Origin of the sequence: Clostridium sp. MSJ-8 (assembly GCF_018918325.1) — a bacterium.
Classification (GTDB): Bacteria; Bacillota; Clostridia; order Clostridiales; family Clostridiaceae; genus Clostridium.
Genome location: NZ_JAHLQH010000005.1, coordinates 41594 through 62924, shown reverse-complemented (window position 1 = coordinate 62924; position 21331 = coordinate 41594). Strand labels below are relative to the sequence as shown.

The 21331-nt window shown below is 29.5% G+C and carries 18 protein-coding genes and 1 other RNA gene; 2 read left to right on the top strand and 17 right to left on the bottom strand.

The genetic code is table 11. The annotated features are described in order from the left end of the window. Window positions 1-10: 10 nt before the first annotated feature. From KQI77_RS00425 to KQI77_RS00415, 3 genes are all read right to left on the bottom strand, one after another. Entirely contained in the window at window positions 11-592 is a 582-nt protein-coding gene (locus KQI77_RS00425) for a zinc dependent phospholipase C family protein (protein WP_216387372.1), read from the bottom strand. 193 nt (window positions 593-785) lie between these two features. After that, complete coding sequence (locus KQI77_RS13245) at window positions 786-2426, bottom strand: methyl-accepting chemotaxis protein (RefSeq protein WP_216387371.1); 1641 nt, start codon at window positions 2424-2426, stop codon at window positions 786-788. Window positions 2427-2768: 342 nt separating this feature from the next. Beyond that, entirely contained in the window at window positions 2769-4703 is a 1935-nt protein-coding gene (locus tag KQI77_RS00415) for a metallophosphoesterase (protein WP_216387370.1), read from the bottom strand. Between the two features lie 193 nt (window positions 4704-4896). On the opposite strand from KQI77_RS00415, the gene KQI77_RS00410 reads away from it, so the two are divergent. Then, window positions 4897-6054: a glycoside hydrolase family 5 protein gene (locus tag KQI77_RS00410; RefSeq protein ID WP_216387369.1), complete on the top strand. Its 1158-nt coding sequence runs from the start codon at window positions 4897-4899 to the stop codon at window positions 6052-6054. A gap of 145 nt (window positions 6055-6199) precedes the next feature. On the opposite strand, the gene rnpB is transcribed toward KQI77_RS00410, so the two are convergent. From rnpB to KQI77_RS00375, 7 genes are all read right to left on the bottom strand, one after another. Continuing rightward, window positions 6200-6541: RNase P RNA component class A (gene rnpB / locus KQI77_RS00405), an RNA gene on the bottom strand. Between the two features lie 61 nt (window positions 6542-6602). Beyond that, window positions 6603-6824 carry a hypothetical protein gene (locus KQI77_RS00400; RefSeq protein ID WP_216387368.1) on the bottom strand — a complete coding sequence of 74 codons (222 nt, stop codon included), beginning with the start codon at window positions 6822-6824 and terminating at the stop codon, window positions 6603-6605. A gap of 72 nt (window positions 6825-6896) precedes the next feature. Next, a complete protein-coding gene (locus KQI77_RS00395; RefSeq protein WP_216387367.1) occupies window positions 6897-7685 on the bottom strand; it encodes a Nif3-like dinuclear metal center hexameric protein in 789 nt (262 codons plus the stop codon). Next, window positions 7682-8380, bottom strand: a complete 699-nt coding sequence (locus tag KQI77_RS00390) for a class I SAM-dependent methyltransferase (protein WP_216387366.1) — start codon at window positions 8378-8380, stop codon at window positions 7682-7684. Before KQI77_RS00390 ends, KQI77_RS00395 begins: the two co-directional genes overlap by 4 nt. 65 nt (window positions 8381-8445) lie before the next feature. Continuing rightward, window positions 8446-9555, bottom strand: a complete 1110-nt coding sequence (rpoD, locus tag KQI77_RS00385; RefSeq protein WP_216387365.1) for an RNA polymerase sigma factor RpoD — start codon at window positions 9553-9555, stop codon at window positions 8446-8448. Beyond that, window positions 9542-11356, bottom strand: coding sequence for a DNA primase (gene dnaG, locus KQI77_RS00380; RefSeq protein WP_216387364.1), 1815 nt, complete (start codon window positions 11354-11356; stop codon window positions 9542-9544). The genes rpoD and dnaG overlap by 14 nt, the downstream gene beginning before the upstream one ends. Before the next feature lie 129 nt (window positions 11357-11485). Then, window positions 11486-12520 carry a deoxyguanosinetriphosphate triphosphohydrolase gene (locus KQI77_RS00375; protein ID WP_216387363.1) on the bottom strand — a complete coding sequence of 345 codons (1035 nt, stop codon included), beginning with the start codon at window positions 12518-12520 and terminating at the stop codon, window positions 11486-11488. 170 nt (window positions 12521-12690) lie between these two features. On the opposite strand from KQI77_RS00375, the gene KQI77_RS00370 reads away from it, so the two are divergent. Continuing rightward, on the top strand, window positions 12691-13740 hold the full coding sequence (locus KQI77_RS00370; protein WP_216387362.1) for a CotS family spore coat protein: 1050 nt from the start codon (window positions 12691-12693) through the stop codon (window positions 13738-13740). Window positions 13741-13791: 51 nt separating this feature from the next. On the opposite strand, the gene KQI77_RS00365 is transcribed toward KQI77_RS00370, so the two are convergent. The 7 genes from KQI77_RS00365 to KQI77_RS00335 all read right to left on the bottom strand — a co-directional run bounded on the left by KQI77_RS00365 (window position 13792) and on the right by KQI77_RS00335 (window position 21264). Next, window positions 13792-14598, bottom strand: coding sequence for a YibE/F family protein (locus KQI77_RS00365; protein WP_216387361.1), 807 nt, complete (start codon window positions 14596-14598; stop codon window positions 13792-13794). Further along, a complete protein-coding gene (locus KQI77_RS00360) occupies window positions 14598-15734 on the bottom strand; it encodes a YibE/F family protein (protein WP_216387360.1) in 1137 nt (378 codons plus the stop codon). The genes KQI77_RS00365 and KQI77_RS00360 overlap by 1 nt, the downstream gene beginning before the upstream one ends. 89 nt (window positions 15735-15823) lie before the next feature. Further along, window positions 15824-16531, bottom strand: a complete 708-nt coding sequence (locus tag KQI77_RS00355; RefSeq protein ID WP_216387359.1) for a gamma-glutamyl-gamma-aminobutyrate hydrolase family protein — start codon at window positions 16529-16531, stop codon at window positions 15824-15826. A gap of 249 nt (window positions 16532-16780) precedes the next feature. Further along, window positions 16781-17389, bottom strand: a complete 609-nt coding sequence (locus KQI77_RS00350) for a hypothetical protein (protein WP_216387358.1) — start codon at window positions 17387-17389, stop codon at window positions 16781-16783. A gap of 184 nt (window positions 17390-17573) precedes the next feature. Next, window positions 17574-17789 carry a PF20097 family protein gene (locus KQI77_RS00345; RefSeq protein WP_216387357.1) on the bottom strand — a complete coding sequence of 72 codons (216 nt, stop codon included), beginning with the start codon at window positions 17787-17789 and terminating at the stop codon, window positions 17574-17576. 136 nt (window positions 17790-17925) lie between these two features. Then, window positions 17926-20556, bottom strand: a complete 2631-nt coding sequence (ppdK, locus tag KQI77_RS00340) for a pyruvate, phosphate dikinase (RefSeq protein ID WP_216387356.1) — start codon at window positions 20554-20556, stop codon at window positions 17926-17928. A gap of 72 nt (window positions 20557-20628) precedes the next feature. After that, window positions 20629-21264 (bottom strand): helix-turn-helix transcriptional regulator, encoded by a 636-nt coding sequence (locus KQI77_RS00335; RefSeq protein WP_216387355.1) that lies wholly within the window; start codon window positions 21262-21264, stop codon window positions 20629-20631. Window positions 21265-21331 lie beyond the last annotated feature (67 nt).

The window sequence follows — 21331 nt, the reverse complement described above, 5'->3', positions numbered from 1 at the left end:
TTTTCCTCTCCTATGCTACCTTGCTTATATTAATGAATTCCTCATTTTCTAATTCCTTTATCAAATCTTTCATAACCATAATAGATACATTTACTATATAATAACAATCTTCGTAATAATTCCTTATACTGCCTACATATTTATTATGCAATCTCTTTATTTCATTTAACAAATTTTCGTTTTTATTTTTATCTAACCCCTTGTACTCACCTAGCAAATATTTGTCCATATATAAATGAAGTACATCTTCATATCTGCAATGTTCTTCTAGATTTCCTGTAAATTCTTTATTATGAGGAAATGTAAAAGAATCTGCAACATAATGAATAAGCTTACCTAATTTATAATATTTTAGCACTTGTTTAGTACTCATTTGAATTTTACTTATTAATTTTCCCATATGAGATATGACATTATCATAATTATGTCCCCTCATTTTTTCATGTTTCATACTACCTCGAAAATAAGTAATAAAATTAATATCTGGTTCTATAGACCCTAAAATAAATGCTAATTTGCAGCCTTTAGATGCTTTAATATCAAAATACTTCCACAATATATTTGCTAAATTCATATGATCTTGTAATTGCATAGAATTCCCCTTTTCTATTTCTTTTTCATATAAAGTATAGCATAGCATTTAAGCTTACTATTTATATCTAACGCAACTTTAACCACATCTTAATAATCACTTTACAATTTAACATAATAATAGCTTATAAACATAATCTATTTAACATAATTTCAAATAGTTATGCCTATAAGCTATTTTAATTAATCTATACTTATATTTTAAAAATATCAATACTATCTGATAGAGATTTTACCTTTTCAGATAACTCCTTCATTTTTTCTTCAGAATGTCCTACAATACTCTCTAAATCTAAAGCAGTAGCTGAAGTCTCCTCAGTAGATGATGCATTATCCATAGATAAAGAACTTAACTTATCTATATTACTAGTTAAAACTTCACGTTCATTATCCATATGTTTAATAAATTCTACTACCTCGTCTATATGTTTCATGCATTCATTTGATGAATCCTTTAATAAATCAAACATATCTTTAGTATCATTTAAAGTTGTTATTTCTTCATATGAATTTTTATTCATTGCATTCATCATATTAACAGACTTATTAGAATTAGCATTAAGTTCTTCTATTACATTATTGATCTCTTGTGCTGCACTTGATGATTGTGCTGCTAACTTTCCTATCTCTTCTGCAACAACTGCAAATCCTTTTCCTGCTTCTCCAGCCCTCGCTGCTTCTATAGATGCATTTAATGCCAAAAGGTTAGTTTGTTCTGCTATTTCACTTATAAGTGTTGCTGAATTATTTATCTTTTCAACAGATAAATTAGTATCATCAGTTTGTTCTTTCATATCTGCAATGTTAGTTCGTGTTATATTATTTACATCTATTAATTTTTTTAGTGCTAGCATGGATTTATCAGAACAATCTTCCATAACTTTAGACTCTTTTCCTAATTTATCAACTATTATATATACGTTCTTTATTTCATCAGCAATATTTACTATTTTTTCATCAGCTAAAGATGTTTCTTGTGCTTGAGATGTACTATTTTGAGCAATTTCTTCTACAGCTTGTGTAACATTGCTTATTGATTTTTTCATATTATCAAAATTATCAACACATTGTTTCACAGTTTCTTTTAACGTATCAGTTGTTTCATTTATTCCTGCAACTAATATCCCTACTTGCTTCTGAGCTATATTTAGAGATGTTGCTGTTGCTCCTAGTTCATCACTAGTCATAACCTTTGCTGGAACTCGTAAGTTTCCTTCTTTCATTCTATCAGACATATCCTGTATCTCTTTCAATGGATTACATATCTTATCACCTATTTTAATAGCTATAAATACAACTACAGATAGCATTACTACTCCTGTAAGTGTTATAAAAATCATTAATTTATTTCCTTGTTTTTCTACATTCGACTGAACTAAAGATATATTTTTATCTAATGTATCAGTATAATTTCCAGTAGATACTATCCAGCCCCATGGTTTAAAAAGTTCTGAATAAGCTAACTTAGGTGCAACTGTTACACCATCATCCTTTGTAAAATAAAATTCATTATATCCACTACCATTTTTACTTTTAGCAGCTTTAACAATTTCTTGAACTATTAACACACCATTTTTATCTTCTAAATTTTTACGATTACTTCCTTCTTGATCTGTTAATATTGGGTGCATTATCAAATTATAATCCAAATCATCTATCCAAAAATATCCACTATCATTTTCTCCATATCTCATGTTTCTAATAACTTCTTTAGCCTCTTCTTTAGCTTCATCTTCGGTCTTTTCACCTGATTTATAGGAATCATACTTCTCTTGAAGTATGCTAATTACTATACTTGTTTCTTGAGATATTTCATCTTTATACCCAGTTAACACTGCATCCCTATAATTACTTCCTGATTGTTTTGATATAACTTGAATACTATTATATGATATAAAATTATTTATTTAATGTAAAAAAAAGTATTTAAAAATCTCTTTTAAATACTTAAATTCCCCGTTATATTTTTAGATTCAAGTTTTATATGTTTTTCTATAAAAAAATCAAGTTAGCATTTAAAATGTTGTACTCTCTAAACCTTGGTAAGTTTACAACATTGAGCTAACTCAATTTTTTATATTTAGAAATCCTTAATGGAATTATGGCTATTTATTAAATTATATAATATCTATTCAAAATTTTAGGATTATATCAAAAATATCAAATTTAAAAATTTCTTAAACCACTCTTTTTCTTGAAGCTTTTACAATAATAACTCCTGCTGCACTTAATAATGTAATGAATATTATTGCTACAGATTTATCTTCTGTTTTCACAGATTTTCCATTTTCTTTGTTATTCTTATTAATAGTTGCATTATTCTTATCATTTGAATTTTTTAGTGAACCTGTAGTTACCTTATCATTGTTAACTTTTGATCCAGATATTTTGTTATCATCTTGTGTATTATTTGTACTATTATTTGAATTATCTTTATCTCCATTATTTATATCTTCATTAACCTCTCTCTTTAATGTAAATGAATCATATAAATATTTATCTGTCTTAATTGTATCTGTAGCAGTATCATACTTAAAATTATAAACCTTTGCTGTAATTTCAGAATTAGTCACTTCAAATACTGTATAAGTTTGTTCTTGTTTTACATCACCACCATCATCTATAGAATTCTTATCTAAGAATGAATAATTAGGAGCTAATGGATCTCCTTCTGATACTGTATACTCTTTCTTATGGTACCACTTTAATCCACCTGCATGTCCGCCAACCATATATAATGGAATACCAGCTTTTTTATCATAACTGCCATCTGAATTAACTGTTAAGTTAGCATTATTACCTTCTGCTGTTATAAATCCTCTACAATATACATGATCATGACCTTGTATTACTAAATCTATGTCTAAATCTGAAAATACTGGAGCAAAATATTTTCTTATTGCTACTAAATCATTATCCACTATATGAGAAGCACCTGTATATAATGGTTTATGGAACCCAACAATTGTCCATAATCCTTTTTCTTTAGCTTCTTTAACCTTAGCTTCTAAATAATCTTTTTGTACCTTCATACTAGCTTCGTCCTTGGCAGTACTTGTATCTAAAATAATAATTCTTGCATATCCTGTATCAAATGAATATACATTAGCACCTGATTCACTTGGTGCATTTATATGTCCTGCAAATGTTGAAATATCATGATTTCCTTCTGCTACACTTATCAAATTATTCTTAAAAAACTTTTCTCCAGCATTAGCATATTTTCCACCATTATTAAATAAATTTTCCCATTGAAGCTCTGAGGTTGAATTGTCAGTGATATCACCTGCAATATAAGTAAAATCCAACCCTTCAATATTACTTAACTCATTAAATGTTGCTCCTGCTGCCTTTGCATTATCTTCGTTACTTACTTGAGGATCTGCAATATATGCAAATTTTATCTTTTCAGTTTTTTCCTTAGGTAAAGTTTTTATATTACCAGTAACAGCATAATTACCTTCTCCTATTGTATATTTATATTGTGAATTCACATCTAAATCTGTAACATTAACACAATATAAATATTTTAGTGATACTAGTGAAAATCTACTTGTTCCTATATATTTCTTTGTTGCAGAACTTCCAACCTTTTGAATTGATACCTCTGGATTTATTTTTCCTTTAGTTGTAAATGATATAATTACTTTTGAATAGTCTACTCCTACATGTACATTTATTTGTGATGCTTTTTTCATATCCTCTGTAACTTCTGATTCAGTTGGTTCATGAGGAACATTTCCTGAAGCATCTTTCTTCATTACAACATCTTTTCCGCCTTCATTACCAATAGATACATATTCTGCATTATTTTCAATATCAGTTACATCAGTTGATTGTACTTTTCCATTATTAAATATAATTCCGTTAGTTCCAGCTGGTAGGGTATATTTATATAGATTTTCCTTTCCAGCTACCTTCTCCATTTCGACTCCTGGCCAAGAAGCAGATGTACTTCCCCAATAGTAAATATTTACCTTATCATAATTAGTAGTTGAATTATCGTAATACACGGTAATCCCCGAATCATCAGCCTTTACATATTGTTCTATAGGATTTATTCCAATGAACAATAATAAAATCATAATAACACTGCAAATTTTTTTCATCATTTTAATCCCTCCTACAGAAATTGTAATATACTAAAGTTATGTTCATATTAATACTATGTTAAATATAGTAAGCCTTTGTTAAAAATCACATAACAATTTACTATTAAAATAACTTTAGTTAAGAATTCAATTAATAATTCGAAAAAATATTATCTATAAAAATAATGTAAAGCTGTAAAGAAGGAGAAAAAATATGAATTCAAAAAAAAGTACATTAATTATTTTTATTTTATCTATATTATTAGCCCTATCAATAGGTTTTATTATAGGAGTTTTTAGTCCACTACATAATCCTAACACTACTACAATTTCTGGAGATTCTAATAGCAATAATTCAGAACCATCATCAAAAGATACCATACATACAGAAAACTCTTCTAATGACAAGCCCTCAGAAAACGTAACCACAGATAATACTGAAACAACTGAAAAATTTAACGGATATAAAACATATGGTGCACTTTCTGTAAAAGATGGAAAATTAGTGGGCAGTAATGGAAAACCTGCTATATTGCATGGAATTAGTACTCACGGAATAAATTGGTTCCCGCAATATGTAACTTCTGATACCTTTAAAACCTTAAAAGAAAACTATGGAATAAATGTTGTTCGACTTGCAATGTATACTTCTGAATATAATGGATATTGTACTGGAGATGAAAATAATAAGCAAACTTTAAAAAATGTTATTTCAGAAGGAATAAATCATGCTACAAATCTAGGAATGTATGTAATTGTTGACTGGCATACTTTAACTGATAATAACCCACTTCAGAATAAAGAAGAAGCCAAGAAATTTTTTGATGAAATAAGTAAACAATATAAAGATTCAGACAATATCATTTATGAAATATGTAATGAACCTGTTAATACATCATGGCAAGATATAAAACAATATGCTGAAGAAATAATTCCAATTATTCGTTCTAATGATAAAAACGCAATTATACTTGTTGGAACACCAAATTGGTGCCAATACTTAAATGAAGCTGCTGCCTCACCTCTTGATTATGATAATGTTATGTATACTCTTCATTTTTATGCAGCAACTCATAAAGATGATCTTCGCAATACATTAAAAAATGCAGTTAATCAAAAACTACCTATATTTGTTAGTGAATTTGGTATTTGTGAAGCTAGTGGAAATGGTAATATAGATATAACTTCTGCTAACAGTTGGATTGACCTACTAGATCAAAATCAAATAAGTTATATACTTTGGAATCTTTCTAATAAAAATGAAGCATGTTCTTTCCTAAAACCAGATTGTCAAAAAATATCAGACTTTACTGATAGCGACTTATCAGAGGAAGGAAAATGGTATGTGGACAAATTAAGTCAAACTAAGTAAAATAAAAAATAATTTATAATTACAATATTTCCATCTCTGTCTGGCTTAAGTGTTGGAATATCATATAAAAATCTATCCAAATTTTAGTCCTCCTATTTATAATGTAGTAAAAAAACACCGGCAAAAGCCAGTGTTACTAACAACAATTGCGAGATGAACCGTAAGCGGGGTTATGTATTAAGCAATCATCTATCTAGACCTACTGTTACCAATAGGCTCAAGCGACACACCCAGAGACAGGACGGGCAGCCCCTATATGTCTCTCTATTCGGTCTTGCTCCAAGTGGGGTTTACATAGCCGTGAAGTCGCCATCACGCTGGTGAGCTCTTACCTCGCCTTTCCACCCTTACCAGAAGAACTGGCGGTATATCTCTGTTGCACTATCCTTCAAGTCGCCTTGACTGGACGTTATCCAGCACCCTGCCCTACGGAGCCCCGACTTTCCTCTCCTAGTTAAATACTAGCAGCGATTGCATGTTTCACTCGCATAAATCTTATGATATCATAAGAAAATAAAATTTACAAGGTTAATTTTATACCAATTAGCTTATGGTATGAATATAAATAATAATACTAGCAATAGCAAAACAAGTAATGCATATAACCCTATTCCACTAACTATCAATGTTATTATAAGTGCACATAATACTATGAATTTACCTGGACTGATAAAATAAAATATAGGCCAAGATAACCATCTCTTAAATCCTTTTTTATAAAACTTCTGACAATTATCTCTTATATTCTTGAAGGAATTATTACTTCCCATTCCTTATCTCCATACAAATTGCTTTATGCTAATATATATATTCATAACAATGATAAAAATTTTATTTAACTCTTAAAAAAATTCATATGGATCATTTGATACTCTTGAATGCATAAATTCTATATTAGTGAATTTACTCTCTATGTTCTTCATAACTTCTAAAAATATTATCCATTCAGTCTTAAAATGTCCTGGATCAATTATAGTTATTCCCATCTCTTTATAATCTGAAGCATAATGATATGTAGTATCTCCAGTAATTATACAATCAGCACCATATCTTACTGCATCACTAAAGTAATCTTGACCACTACCATTTATTATTGCTATCTTAGATATAGGCTTATCACCTATTACAACTCTTAAGTTTTCTACATTTAATTTATTTTTCACTAAATCTATTATATCTTGTGGAGTTTTCTCTTGAGATAACTTCACTATTCTTCCAATGCCACTGCCCTTGTATTCAGGATTCTCAACTTCATCTATTATTTTACTCTCACCAAATCCTAACATCTTAACTATTGTTTCATTTATACCACCCTTAACTGTATCTAAGTTAGTGTGACTAGAATATAATGATATGTCATTCTTTATAAGAGATATTATCTTCTCTCCTTGTAAATCACCCATAACTATTCTACTAGGTTTTCTGAATATAAGTGGATGATGTGTTATTATAAGGTCTATATTATTTAATATAGCTTCGTTTATTACTTCTTTTGTACAGTCTAATGCAAGCAATATCTTCTGTACATCTTTTTCTTCATCTCCTACCATTAACCCAACATTATCATAACTTTCTTTAAGAAATGGTGGTGCTAATTTCTCCATTTCTTTTATTATATCTTTTACCTTCATACACTACACTCCTTAATAGATTTATCAATAAATTCTATCTTACTGCTTATCTCTTTTTTTCTATTATTTGCACTTTCCGTATCTTCTTTTATGAAGCCTAAAATTTTCTCTAGTTTTTCTCTCTTAACTTCTAGATATTCTTTCATCATTGGATTCTTTTCTCTCAATAATATAGGCGATATCTCATAGAATATATCATCTATTACTAATTTATTTTCTGTAGAATATCTTACTTTAAATATCTCATAATATATTCCTTCATCTTCACATATATCTTCTGTTAATATCTCATAACCTGTGTTATACAAATATTTTCTTAACACCTCTGGATTTTGAGCAGGTAATAATATCATATAATCTAATTCTTTTACCTTTGATATATCTGCTTCTAGGATGTCACGTATAAGATTGCCGCCCATTCCTGCTATAACTATAGAATTCACTTCACCTTTTCTTATAGTTTTAAGCCCTGCACCTAAACGTACATCTACAAAGTCTGATACTCCTTCAAACATCGCATTCATTCTTGCCTTTTCAACAGGTCCTTTATTAATATCAGATGCTATTGCTCTCCTACATATGTTATTTTTCACTGCATATATGGGAATATATCCATGATCAGATCCTATATCCGCCATCTTCTCACATTTATCCATATGCTTTACTATACTATTTAATCTTTTACTTAATTCCATATAATATCATCCTTTATACTTAAAAAGGGAACCTTTTATAATAATAAATAAGGTTCCCATATGTTTTAATCTAAATAATCTTTTAACTTTTTACTTCTTGATGGATGTCTTAACTTTCTAAGGGCCTTCGCTTCTATTTGTCTTATTCTTTCTCTTGTTACATTAAACTCTCTTCCTACTTCTTCTAGAGTTCTTGCTCTTCCATCATCAAGTCCGAATCTTAATCTAAGTACTTTCTCTTCTCTAGGTGTTAGAGTATCTAGTACGTTTATAAGTTGCTCTTTTAACATTGTAAAAGCAGCTGCTTCAGCTGGTGCTGGTGCTTCATCATCTGGTATGAAATCTCCTAAGTGACTATCTTCTTCCTCACCTATTGGAGTTTCTAATGAAACTGGTTCTTGAGCTATCTTTTGAATTTCTCTAACTTTCTCTACAGGAAGATCCATAACTTTAGCTATTTCTTCTGGGAACGGATCTCTACCTAGTTCTTGTAATAATTGTCTCTGAACTCTTATTAATTTATTAATAGTTTCTACCATGTGTACTGGTATTCTTATAGTTCTCGCTTGATCTGCTATAGCTCTTGTTATCGCTTGTCTAATCCACCATGTAGCATATGTTGAAAATTTAAATCCCTTTCTGTAATCAAACTTCTCAACAGCTTTTATTAATCCTAGATTTCCTTCTTGGATTAGATCTAGAAATAACATACCTCTTCCCACATATCTCTTGGCTATACTAACAACCAATCTTAAGTTAGCTTCAGCTAGTTTTTTCTTTGCAACTTGATCTCCTTGCTCTATTCTATTAGCAAGTTCTATCTCTTCTTCTGATGATAGTAAAGGTACCTTACCTATCTCCTTTAAGTACATTCTAACTGGGTCATCTATAGCTATACCTTCTGGAACAGATAAATCTATTTCTTCTTCTTCTATATCGTCTCCACCATTTCTAGCTCCTATTATCTCTATACCTAGTGATTCTAGTACCTCATAGACTTTTTCTATCTGTTCTGGAGCTAATTCAACGTTCTCTAGTTCGTCAATTATCTCCTTTTCTGTAAGGGACCCTGCTTTCTTTCCCTTATCCATTAATTTTTTTACTATTGACATCTTATTATTTCTATCTTCAGCTTCCTTGTTGTTCTCTACTTTTTTAGTTTTAGTTTCTGCCATAGCTGTCTTCCCTCCTTCCGTTATGACCTCTAACCTTTAGTTTGTTTAACTCTTCATTTACCTTCCGAAGGTCTAGAGCTAATCTTATTGATTCTTCTATCATACCCTTTGCTTCCAATTCTTTCTGCTCCTTTTTTAAGTCTCTCTGCCTTTCAATTAACCTAAAAGATTTTATTTTAACTATATAATCATTTATTAATTTATTAATATCTTCTGCCTGCATAACTTCTGTTTCTTGTATAATCACCCATTCCTTAGAAGAACTAACATCATCGCATCTACTTCCTACATATGATACAATGTTAGATGCATTTTGCTCATTTCCTTCTTTTATCAATGAGAATATCTTACTATGTGCCTCTAGATTAAAATCATTTTCTGATATCTCATTAATAATATATTCATAAAACTCTTTATTTAACATAAGTTTTAATAATGATTTTTCCGACTTTAAATAAGCAGGTTCTACATATAATTTTGTTCTAACTTCTTCCAAATTATTCATTGTATGTTCTTCTTTTTTGACTTTTTCAGCAGAAATCAAATCGTACAACCCTTGTTCTTTTAATCCAGTAGTTTCTGAGATTTTCTTGATATAAACATCTTTTTCAATAGGATCTAATTCAGCAAGTATCTTAGACACTTTTCTACCATATTGTATTAAAGATTGTTCATCACGAAAATTAATATTTTCTGCTGCCTTCTTCAATCTATAATCAATTAATGTAACAGCATTATCTATTAATTTTAGAAAAGCCTCTCTTCCATTTAAGCGTAAAAATTCATCAGGATCTTTTCCTTCTGGTATATTAAGTACTCTAACCTCAAAGCCTGCATCTCTTAAAATATCTAGTCCTCTTAATGTGGCAGTCTGGCCAGCAAAATCTGCATCATAAGATATAATTACCTTATCTGCATATCTTTTTAACATTCTAGCTTGATTGACAGTTAATGCAGTTCCTAGTGATGCTACAGCATTAGTTATTCCATACTGATGAAGAGATATACAATCCATATATCCTTCAACTATTATAAAATACCTATCTACAATTTTGTTTTTTATTGCATAATTAAGTCCATATAGGTTTGTGCCCTTATGAAAAACAATAGTCTCTGGTGAATTTAGATATTTAGGTTTACTATCATCTAGCACTCTCCCTCCGAAACCTATGACTCTTCCCTTTATATCGAAAACAGGAAACATTACTCTATTCCTAAACCTATCATAATAGGTGTTTCTCTTTTCATTCTTTAGAACTAATCCTGCTTCATATAAGGTTTCTTGCGAATATCCTTTTCCTCGAAGATAATATAATAAATTGGTGAACCCATCCTTCGCATATCCTAATCCAAACCTTCTTATAGTCTGTTCACTTATACCTCTTCTAAGGAAATATTCTTTTGAGTTATTATCATTTAGTAAATTAGAGAAAAAATATCTTCCTGCCTCATTGTTTACTTTATAAAGTAATTCCTTTTTCTTTACTACCTGGCTAGATTCTCCTCTTCCAATCTCCAATGGTATATTAACTCTATCGGCTAAATACTTAAGTGCTTCAACAAAGTTCATATTCTTCTGTTTCATAACAAAAGTAATTACATTTCCAGCTTCTCCACAAGAAAAACACTTGTATATCTGTTTATCCTGAGATACTGAAAATGATGGTGACTTATCATTATGAAAGGGACATAAACCAATATAATTCCTTCCTGAACGCTTCAACGATACTGTTTCTGATATTATATCCACAATATCAGTTTCTGATTTTATTCTTTCTATTATCTCATCTGAAATACGCAAGGAGCAATCTCCCTCCCTACAAATTTTTTTCACAAATTTATATTATTCGACATAATTAATTAAAATCCTCTTAACTTATATAATTTTTAATAATTTATTTTTCTAATGTATTATTATCAATTATGGCATTTAATATACTACAATTTTAGGTACATATATTTTATTAAACATACTCAAGCAATAATCATCGCTCATTCCTGAGATATAATCAACTATTCCTCGTTTATCTCCTTCTTCTTCTGCTATATTCTTATACATAGGTGGTAGCTTTTCTACATTCTTCTCAAAATAACTCAATAATTGCTCTAAAACAAAACTTGCTTTTCTTCTCTCTTCTTTTAATTCTTCACTAAGATAAACATTCTTAAACATGAATTTTCTAAGTTTTCTCATAGCACTATCAATTTCACTACTTAAACTTATATTAACTATACCTTTCTTTATGTTATTTAAGGAATTATTTATTATATCCATAACTAACGTATTTATCCTCTCTGAATGATTATATCCTAAAATCTCCAAGATATCCTTAGGTATAGAATCTCTATTAAGTAATCTAGCTCTTATAGAATCATCAATATCATGATTAATATATGCTATCTTATCACTATATTGCACCACCTTACCTTCTAATGTCTTGGCACCACCTAAATCATCACTATCTCTTAACCCACTATGGTTAAGTATACCATCAATTACTTCCTCTGTAAGATTGAGACCTCTTCCATTATTCTCTAGCTTAGTAACTACCCTTACACTCTGTTCATTATGTCTAAAACCTTCCTCTAAGTAATCATTAAGTACTGCTTCACCATTATGTGCAAAAGCTACATGACCTAAATCATGACCTAATGCTATTGCTTCTACAAGTATTTCATTTAGACCAATACCTACAGCTATTGTTCTAGCTACCTGTGATACTTCTAATGTATGAGTTAATCTTGTTCTATAGTGATCTCCAAAGGTATTTATATAAACTTGAGTTTTATGTTTAAGTCTTCTAAAAGACTTCGAATGAATTATTCTGTCTCTATCAATCATAAAACAAGTTCTAAGCTCTTCTGCTTCTTCCTTCTTCTCTCTCTTAATGTCTATTCCTGAGAAGGTAGCTTCTTTTATTAATGTCAATTTTTCAAAAGACTCAATTTTCTCCCTATAATTCATATAACCACCCCTTAGTATTATTATTCTATACTTTTCGTTTTATTCCTCTTAATTATTGCCTTTAAATATTATTTGTATTTTTTTATAATATTTTCTTTTTCTCCTTAGAATATTTATTTATTTTTTTAATATGATAATAGTGTATATTAATGTAAGGAGTTTTATGAGATATGGACGCAGTATTCTCTACAAATAATATTAAAAATAGCATTTTACCATTTTATGATCTTATGGACGCAACTGTAGAAATAATAAAATTTAAAAATACAGACAAACAAAGAGTCGTATATAAAGTTACAAACAACAATAAAAGTTATGCTCTAAAAAAAGTTTATTATTCTCTAGAAGATTTATTATATGTCTATTCTGCAATGGAATGGTTATCTCGTAATAATATTAATGTTCCCAAATTCATTCATACTAATACTTCTGGTAGATATGTTGAATATAATAATATGCTATTTGTATTAACTCCTTGGATAGCGGGCTATAAATGTGATTTTGACAATCCAACGCATCTATTTAATTCTTGCACAACTCTAGGAAAAATGCATGCTAGATCAACAAATTTCATTCCCATTATTGGTAGCTCTAATCGTGAATCTTTAGGAGATTACTATATATACGCCTTAAAGCATTTTGAACAATTCATAAAATGTTCTGCCTTTGCATATATAAATCAAGATAAATTTTCAAAAAAATTCTTAAGTACATATGATAATAATCTAAAACTTGCTGAATTATCCCTTTATATAGCCTCTAGCATTAATAATAATAATTTAAGTATTTCCCTTTGTCATGGAGATTATGTAAACAAAAATATTTTATTTGATAAAAATAATGAAACTTATATAATTGACTTTGATAAATGTAAAAAAGATTATTGTGCTCATGATCTTTCATATTTCTTAAGAAGATTATTAAAACGTGATAATACAAATTGGAATGTTGAACTAACAACCTCTCTTATACAATATTATAATTCTGAAAAAAAACTAACTACTGACGATATTAAATATATTATTTCTTATTTGATTTTTCCTCAAAAATGCTTAAAAATTGCAAAAGATTATTACAAAGCTCTTGAAAACAAAAAAGAAATAGACATTAATCTGTATATTTCTCTATTAAATAAATGCAATAAAAATTTAACTAATCAAATCATATTTTCTAAAGAAATCTATAAAAAATTCAAATCATCTCATTGGAGATTAATATAGCAGTAGCTTAGGATACCTTATTTTACTAAGGTATCCTAAGCTACTATTATTTTAATTTTCTTCCGATTCCATCTCTTCTTCTTCAAAATATCTTGAAAATTTCTCTTGATGCTTAAGTATGTAAGCTACTACTACTGAAGTTACAGGAATAATAAGAATGCTTCCTATTCCACTTATTATTATACTTGCAAATTCTTCTACAAAAGCTTTAGAATTAATAATCTGAAGGAAGTTATAATTAAACTTATTATAAAATATGAATAACATTATTGATTCACCTATATATGCAAAAAATAATGTATTTATCATTGTACCTATTATATCCTTTCCCATACTTATTCCTGACTTTATAAGTTCAGTACTAGATAAATGCTTATTATTATTGTATACCTCATATACAGCTGTAGCTATGGCTATAGCGCCATCAATAAGTGCTCCTATAAGGCCAAATATTATAAGTGCTACTGTTATATTCACCATATTAATATTAATATTTACAGTTAAACCCATCATTTCATCTTGTCTCTTAAGTATTTCATTTATTCCACTTATATTAGTAGTATACGAAAATCTATATACTATAATTGCTAACAGAACCATAATTATAATTACAGATATGAACGATGCTAACATTTTAGGGTTTTTTCCATTTTGAAAAAATATAGTATTGATACTTATAAGAACACAACCTATAAATGCAACTATTATAGGATGTAATCCAAAATATATCATAATTACAGATGCAATAAATATAATTATATTTGCTATTAGAGTAACTAATGAAAGAGAACCTCTCTCCCCTCCTATTATTATCATTAACAATATTAAAATTATAGATAATGTTATTGTTGTTACCATTATTTCTTACTTCCTTTTTTCATTATAAATATAGAAACATATTGAGCTATTGGTATAGATAATATTATCCCTATACCTCCTATAAGAAACCTATATAATTCAAAATCCATATGTAATGATAATATAGTTAATAAACTCATATCATTCTTCATCTTAAGTATCATTATAGGTATAGATCCACAGAAAAATGTAAATAATAAGATATTCACCATAGTACCCATAATATCATAACCTATTTCTTTTCCTGAAGTTCTAAGAGCCTCATATGATATATTATTTTCTTTAGTAACAAGTTCATCCATTGCAGTGGACATTGATATAGACACATCCATAATAGCTCCTAAACCACCCAATAATATTTCTGACAAGAATATCTCTGGTAAGTCATTAGGTGACAATATATATTCCATAAAAGCATAATCAACTTCTGTAAAATGCAAAACTATCTTCACTATCATCATAGTTACTGCTACCGATATCAATGTAGATATAATAGCTGCAATAGTCTTTTTATTAATACCACTTATAAACATTAGTGAAAACATAGTATAAAATATAACTAGTATAATGCTAATTCTTAATATATTATGTCCTTTGATATATTCATTCAATCCATAAGAAAATATGCATATATTTACGCACAGCGTTATAATTGCAAATAACCCTTTTCTACTAGCAACAAATACAGCAATTATTGCAAATAGCACAAATAATATTGCAACATAAGTATCCCTCTTCATAGACTTTATAGTACCAACTAATTGAGTATCTGTACTATTGCTTAAATCAATAAACACACTATCTCCTTCTCTGTATCTATCATCATATATTCTAGAGGTAGTAAATGTATTCGATAAAGTAATATTCTCTCCTTTATACTTTCCATTCATTATCCTAGCTTCTATATCTTGTTTATAATATTTTTCTCCATTTTCTTTTGTCTGAGTATAAGAATCTTTGACTGATATAATCTTAGCTATATCCACATAATCATACAGAAAATAATCATTATAAACAAAAATAACTCCTACTATAAGTAATATAGCAAGAATTATTTTACTTATAATTGACTTTTTATTTTTATTGTTATTATAATATTGTTGTAATTTTGCTTTGCATATTTCAATATAATTCATAATCTTCACGCTTCCTTATTTTTTTACTGTATCACTTTTTCAATAAGCTGTCTAGGAAACTTAGATTCTATTAATTAATTTTTAAGATTTCAATTTTTTGCAGCATTCACAAAGCTTTTTAATATCTTTCTACTATTTTCATCCTTCAAATATGAAAATTCAGGATGCCATTGTATTGCCCATATATACCTTTTACTCAGTGCACATACAGCTTCTATAATACCATCAGGAGCATAAGCCATTGCACTTAGCTTAGGTGAAAGTTTCTTTATAGCTTGATGATGATAACTATTTACGTTTAATTCATTCACATTTAATACTTCATATAATGGAGAATCATTAATTATCTCAACCTTATGTATAGGAATATCATACGGTGGCAATTGATGATGTTCTATATCAGATGGTTTTTGAGTAGGTATATCTTGATACAATGTTCCTCCTAACATAACATTAATGAATTGAATTCCTCTACATATACCAAGTATAGCTTTATCCTTATCATATATCATAGGAAACAATATTTTCTCCATGTTATCTCTTAATTCAGAGCAATCTCCACATACCTCTAGTATATCTTCACCATATAATTTAGGCGATACATCATGTCCCCCTGTAAATAAAAATCCATCATATGTATTTGCTATTTGTTCTAATATATATTTATTATCAGTTAATGGTAACATAACTGGAATTCCTCCTGCATCAATGATTCCGTTCATATATCCAGGTAACATCCAATAACTATCTTTTTCTTCATCCACTAATGGTATAAGTCCAATTATAGGTTTCTTCATTATAATCTCCCCTTTATAGATCAATGTAAAAAAGGACAAAAAGTTTCAAAAAATTGAACCTCTTTGTCCTTTTCTATAAAATACAGTATACAATATACTTTTCAATGTATCAACTTTAAGTAAATATATCTTCAAAAAAAATCATCTTTATTATATACAACAATAACCAATCAATATCTACAGATTAGGATTTTATATAATTTCCTATTAGAGTAAAACTCCTATTAAAAATCTATAATTCTTAATATGCTATCTCAGACCTACTGCTTCCATAATAGCTTCAATGCTTTCCACTGGAGTATCGCTCCAAGGATATCCTGCATCTTCACAACCTGCAGAAGATAGAAGATCCTTAGCCCCATCTCCTAACAATTCTTTATACACCGAATCTACTAACTCCATCTTTTCTGCAAATTCTACTTGTTCATCATTTCCCTTGTTAGACAACCATTCAACTGTTGCTTTCTTTATCTCTTGTGGATCAAGACCTGTAGTGGTTCCCCAATCTAATAACTTAACTACCACCGGAACAGCCTTCAGAGAGGAACCTGCAGTTCCAACCATTATGTTTTTATTAATCTCATCTAGTATTGGAAGCTCAATTTTAGTATCACTTGCTTTATTTGCTATCTCTTGTTGTTTTATTTCATTTGACTTTATTTGAATTTCTTTATCATTATTAGTATTTTCTGTTTTTGATGTTTCTGTTAGCTCTTCTGAATTTGAACTTAAATTTTCTGATTGCTGCTCCTCTTTAGGTAATTCATTTACATTAGTTTCCTTCTTTTGATTATTTCTTTCACAAGCTGGCAATGTAAACACCATTGCGACAAGTATTATGATCAATACTTTTTTCATTAAATATTTCCTCCTTAAAATATAACCTATTTTATTAATAAATCTTATTTACTTATAAATTGATACTCTACTGTACAAATATAAAAGACGCAAGCGAAAATTTAATTTCTACTTTGCGTCTTAGCATCTAGCATCCATTCTATATTCAACTAAGATCATATTTTTTATTAATATATTAAGTAAATCAATACTGAAATACAACCATTCTACATTCTTCACAACAATTTGCTTCTATTTTTGTTCTATGACTCGCTTTTAATTTTGTAATCTCAACAAAGCCATCTACTTTTTTCGCATTTTCAAATACTCCTGGCACTTTATTTGCAAAACTAAAAGCACCATCTTTACTACTAAATAAATAACCTTTTCTCATTTCTTTTCCGCATTTTGGACACTTCATAATTTATCCCTCCATATTCTCCTTACTCTAATCCTTTTATTATCATATAATTTCCTATATAGTAAAAAGAGGAATAAACCCAAATAAATGAGTTTACCCCCCAACATCTTAGGTTTCAGAAATATATACCTTTTATCTAATTCATTTTTTCTTTAACTGCTGCTTGTGCTGCTGCAAGTCTTGCAAGTGGTACTCTAAATGGTGAACAAGATACATAATCTAATCCAATATTATGGCAGAATTCTATTGATGATGGATCTCCACCATGTTCTCCACATATACCTAAGTGTATATCTGGTCTTGCTTGTTTTCCTTTTTCTACTGCAATTTTAACTAATTGACCTACTCCTACTTGATCAAGCTTTGCAAATGGATCCTGTTCGTAGATCTTCTTATCATAATATGCTCCTAAGAACTTAGCTGCATCATCTCTTGAGAATCCAAATGTCATTTGAGTTAAATCATTTGTACCAAATGAGAAGAATTCAGCTTCTTTTGCTATTGCATCTGCAGTTAATGCAGCTCTTGGAATTTCTATCATTGTTCCTACATGATAAGGGAACTTCATATTATTTTCTTCTAACACAGCATCTGCAGTTTTAACTACTATATCTTTTACATATTTTAATTCTTTTACTTCTCCTACTAATGGAATCATAATCTCTGGAATTACTTCAAATCCTTTAGCTTTTCTTACCTCAATAGCTGCTTCTATTACAGCTCTTGTTTGCATTTCTGCAATTTCCGGATAAGAAACTGCAAGTCTACATCCTCTATGACCCATCATAGGATTGAATTCGTGTAAACTATCTACTGTAGCTTTTAATTCTTCATATGACATATCCATTTCTTTTGCAAGCTCTTCAATATCTTCTTTTGAATTAGGTAAGAATTCATGTAATGGTGGATCTAAGAATCTAATAGTTGCTGGTTTTCCTTCTAGAGCTTCATACATCTCTACAAAGTCTTGTTTTTGCATTGGAAGAATCTTATCTAATGCCTTTCTTCTCTGTTCTACATCTTTTGCAACTATCATCTCTCTAACTGCCATTATTCTATCATCTGCAAAGAACATATGCTCAGTTCTACATAATCCTATTCCTTCAGCACCAAATTCAATTGCTTGCTTTGTATCTCTAGGATTATCTGCATTAGTTCTTACTTGTAATCTTCTTATATCATCTGCCCATTCCATAAATGTTGCAAAATATCCTGTTATCTCTGGTGTGATTGTCTTAACAGCTTCTCCATATACATTACCTGTTGCACCATCTATAGATAAGAAATCTTGATCAGTATATACTTTACCATTAACTTCTACCTTTCTAGTTTCTTCATCTACTTTTAATGCACCACAACCAGCTACACAACAAGTTCCCATACCTCTTGCTACAACTGCTGCATGTGAAGTCATACCACCTCTTACAGTAAGTATACCTTGTGCTGCAATCATACCTTCTATATCTTCTGGTGAAGTTTCTAGTCTAACTAAAATAACCTTTTCTCCATTAGCTGCTCTATCTTTAGCTTCATCAGCTGTAAAACATATCTTACCACATGCTGCTCCTGGAGATGCTGGTAATCCAGTAGCTATTACTTCTGCCTTCTTAAGATCTTCTGTTAAGAATGCTGGATGTAATAATGAATCTAATTGCTTTGGTTCAACCTTTAATATTGCCTCTTCTTTAGTTAACATACCATCATTAACTAAATCAACAGCTATCTTCAATGCTGCTTGAGCTGTTCTCTTACCATTTCTTGTTTGTAAGAAATATAACTTTCCTTCTTCTATTGTTATCTCCATGTCCTGCATATCTTTGTAATGAGTCTCTAATGTATTAATTATACCTACTAATTGTTTGTATATTTCAGGATTTTGCTCTTCTAGTTGAGCTATTGATTGAGGTGTTCTTATACCTGCAACAACATCTTCTCCTTGTGCATTCATAAGATATTCTCCATATATCTTATTTTCTCCAGTAGCTGGATTTCTAGAGAATATAACTCCTGTACCTGAAGTTTCTCCTTTATTACCAAATACCATTTGTTGAACGTTTACAGCAGTACCCCATTCACTTGGAATATCATTAAGTCTTCTATATACTATAGCTCTTGGATTATCCCATGATCTAAATACTGCAGTTATTGATTCTATCAATTGAACTTGTGGATCTTGTGGAAAATCTTCTCCCTTTTCTCTCTTATATATATCTTTGAAGTCGTTAACAATAGCTTTTAAATCTTCAGTTGTTAATTCAGTATCATATTTATATCCGTTAGCTTCTTTTATCTCATCTAACCTATCTTCAAATAATCTCTTATCTATTGCCATAACTACATCTGAAAACATCTGTATAAATCTTCTATATGAATCATATGCAAATCTTGGATTATTAGTTTTCTTAGCTACAACTTCTACTGCAATATCATTCATTCCAAGATTTAATATTGTATCCATCATACCTGGCATAGATGCTCTTGCACCTGATCTAACTGATACTAATAAAGGATCTTCATTACTGCCAAACTTCTTGCCTGCTAAATCTTCTAATAGCTTTATATGTGTTTTTATTTGTTCTAAAACTTCTGGTGCAATTACCTTTCCATCTTCATAATACTTATTACATGCTTCTGTAGTAACTGTAAATCCTTGTGGCACAGGAATACCCAAATTAGTCATTTCTGCTAAGTTTGCTCCTTTACCACCAAGTAAGTTTCTCATGTTCGCATTTCCTTCACTAAAAAGGTAAACATACTTTTTCTCCATCTCAATACTCCTCCGCTTCCATAAATATATATTACTAGCGAAGCCTCCATAGGGCCTCGTAGATATCAAATTTTATTCCCCTACACCTATTTTTACAAATAACTTTGTAATATTTGTCTTTGATACTTTCCCTACTATTCTGTATTGCTCTTTTCCCTCATTAGATAAAACCTTTTCTACAATTGGAATACTATCTATTTCATGCTCAATGATTTTCTTGGCTAAATCATAAGCTCTATCCTCTGGATTACCTATTATAATGTTTGGCATTCTAGTCATAATAACTCCAACAGGAACTTTATGAATATCTGTTCCTCCTATAGAAATCTTCAAAAAATCTTTTCTAGAAACAGCACCTACTAGATACCCATTATTCTCTACAAATACTGTTCCTACATCATCTATAAATAAAAATACAATGGCATCATATACCATAGTTGATTCATTTATAGTTGCTGGTTTAGACATAATATCTTTTACCTTTATGTTACTTATCATATCTTGGATAGAATTAGTCTTAGGCTTATTAGCTATAGCATATCCAACCTTCGGTCTTGCTTCTAATATATCAGTCTTGGTTAATATAGCCAAATCTGCTCTAAGGGCCGCCCTTGTAACCCCTATACTTTTAGCAATTGCCTCACTAGTTATAGGTTGATTTTCCTTAACTAGCTTTATAATATCCTCTTGTCTTTGAGACAACTTCATGTAAATCCCTCTTTCTGAAAATTACAAGGAATAACTTTGTGACTATTTTTATCCACACACTAATTAT

Excerpts from the sequence above, each read along its gene's own strand:
- KQI77_RS00350 (WP_216387358.1), bottom strand. The coding sequence starts at position 17,389 with ATGAAAAAAGTATTGATCATAATACTTGTCGCAATGGTGTTTACATTG.
- KQI77_RS00410 (WP_216387369.1), top strand. The coding sequence starts at position 4,897 with ATGAATTCAAAAAAAAGTACATTAATTATTTTTATTTTATCTATATTA.
- KQI77_RS00425 (WP_216387372.1), bottom strand. The coding sequence starts at position 592 with ATGCAATTACAAGATCATATGAATTTAGCAAATATATTGTGGAAGTAT.
- KQI77_RS00400 (WP_216387368.1), bottom strand. The coding sequence starts at position 6,824 with ATGGGAAGTAATAATTCCTTCAAGAATATAAGAGATAATTGTCAGAAG.
- ppdK (WP_216387356.1), bottom strand. The coding sequence starts at position 20,556 with ATGGAGAAAAAGTATGTTTACCTTTTTAGTGAAGGAAATGCGAACATG.
- KQI77_RS00365 (WP_216387361.1), bottom strand. The coding sequence starts at position 14,598 with ATGGTAACAACAATAACATTATCTATAATTTTAATATTGTTAATGATA.
- rpoD (WP_216387365.1), bottom strand. The coding sequence starts at position 9,555 with ATGGCAGAAACTAAAACTAAAAAAGTAGAGAACAACAAGGAAGCTGAA.
- KQI77_RS00335 (WP_216387355.1), bottom strand. The coding sequence starts at position 21,264 with ATGAAGTTGTCTCAAAGACAAGAGGATATTATAAAGCTAGTTAAGGAA.
- KQI77_RS00395 (WP_216387367.1), bottom strand. The coding sequence starts at position 7,685 with ATGAAGGTAAAAGATATAATAAAAGAAATGGAGAAATTAGCACCACCA.
- KQI77_RS00360 (WP_216387360.1), bottom strand. The coding sequence starts at position 15,734 with ATGAATTATATTGAAATATGCAAAGCAAAATTACAACAATATTATAAT.
- KQI77_RS00345 (WP_216387357.1), bottom strand. The coding sequence starts at position 17,789 with ATGAAGTGTCCAAAATGCGGAAAAGAAATGAGAAAAGGTTATTTATTT.
- KQI77_RS00375 (WP_216387363.1), bottom strand. The coding sequence starts at position 12,520 with ATGAATTATAGGGAGAAAATTGAGTCTTTTGAAAAATTGACATTAATA.
- KQI77_RS00390 (WP_216387366.1), bottom strand. The coding sequence starts at position 8,380 with ATGGAATTAAGTAAAAGATTAAATAGTATAGTAAAGCATATGGATAAA.
- KQI77_RS00355 (WP_216387359.1), bottom strand. The coding sequence starts at position 16,531 with ATGAAGAAACCTATAATTGGACTTATACCATTAGTGGATGAAGAAAAA.
- KQI77_RS00370 (WP_216387362.1), top strand. The coding sequence starts at position 12,691 with ATGGACGCAGTATTCTCTACAAATAATATTAAAAATAGCATTTTACCA.
- KQI77_RS00415 (WP_216387370.1), bottom strand. The coding sequence starts at position 4,703 with ATGATGAAAAAAATTTGCAGTGTTATTATGATTTTATTATTGTTCATT.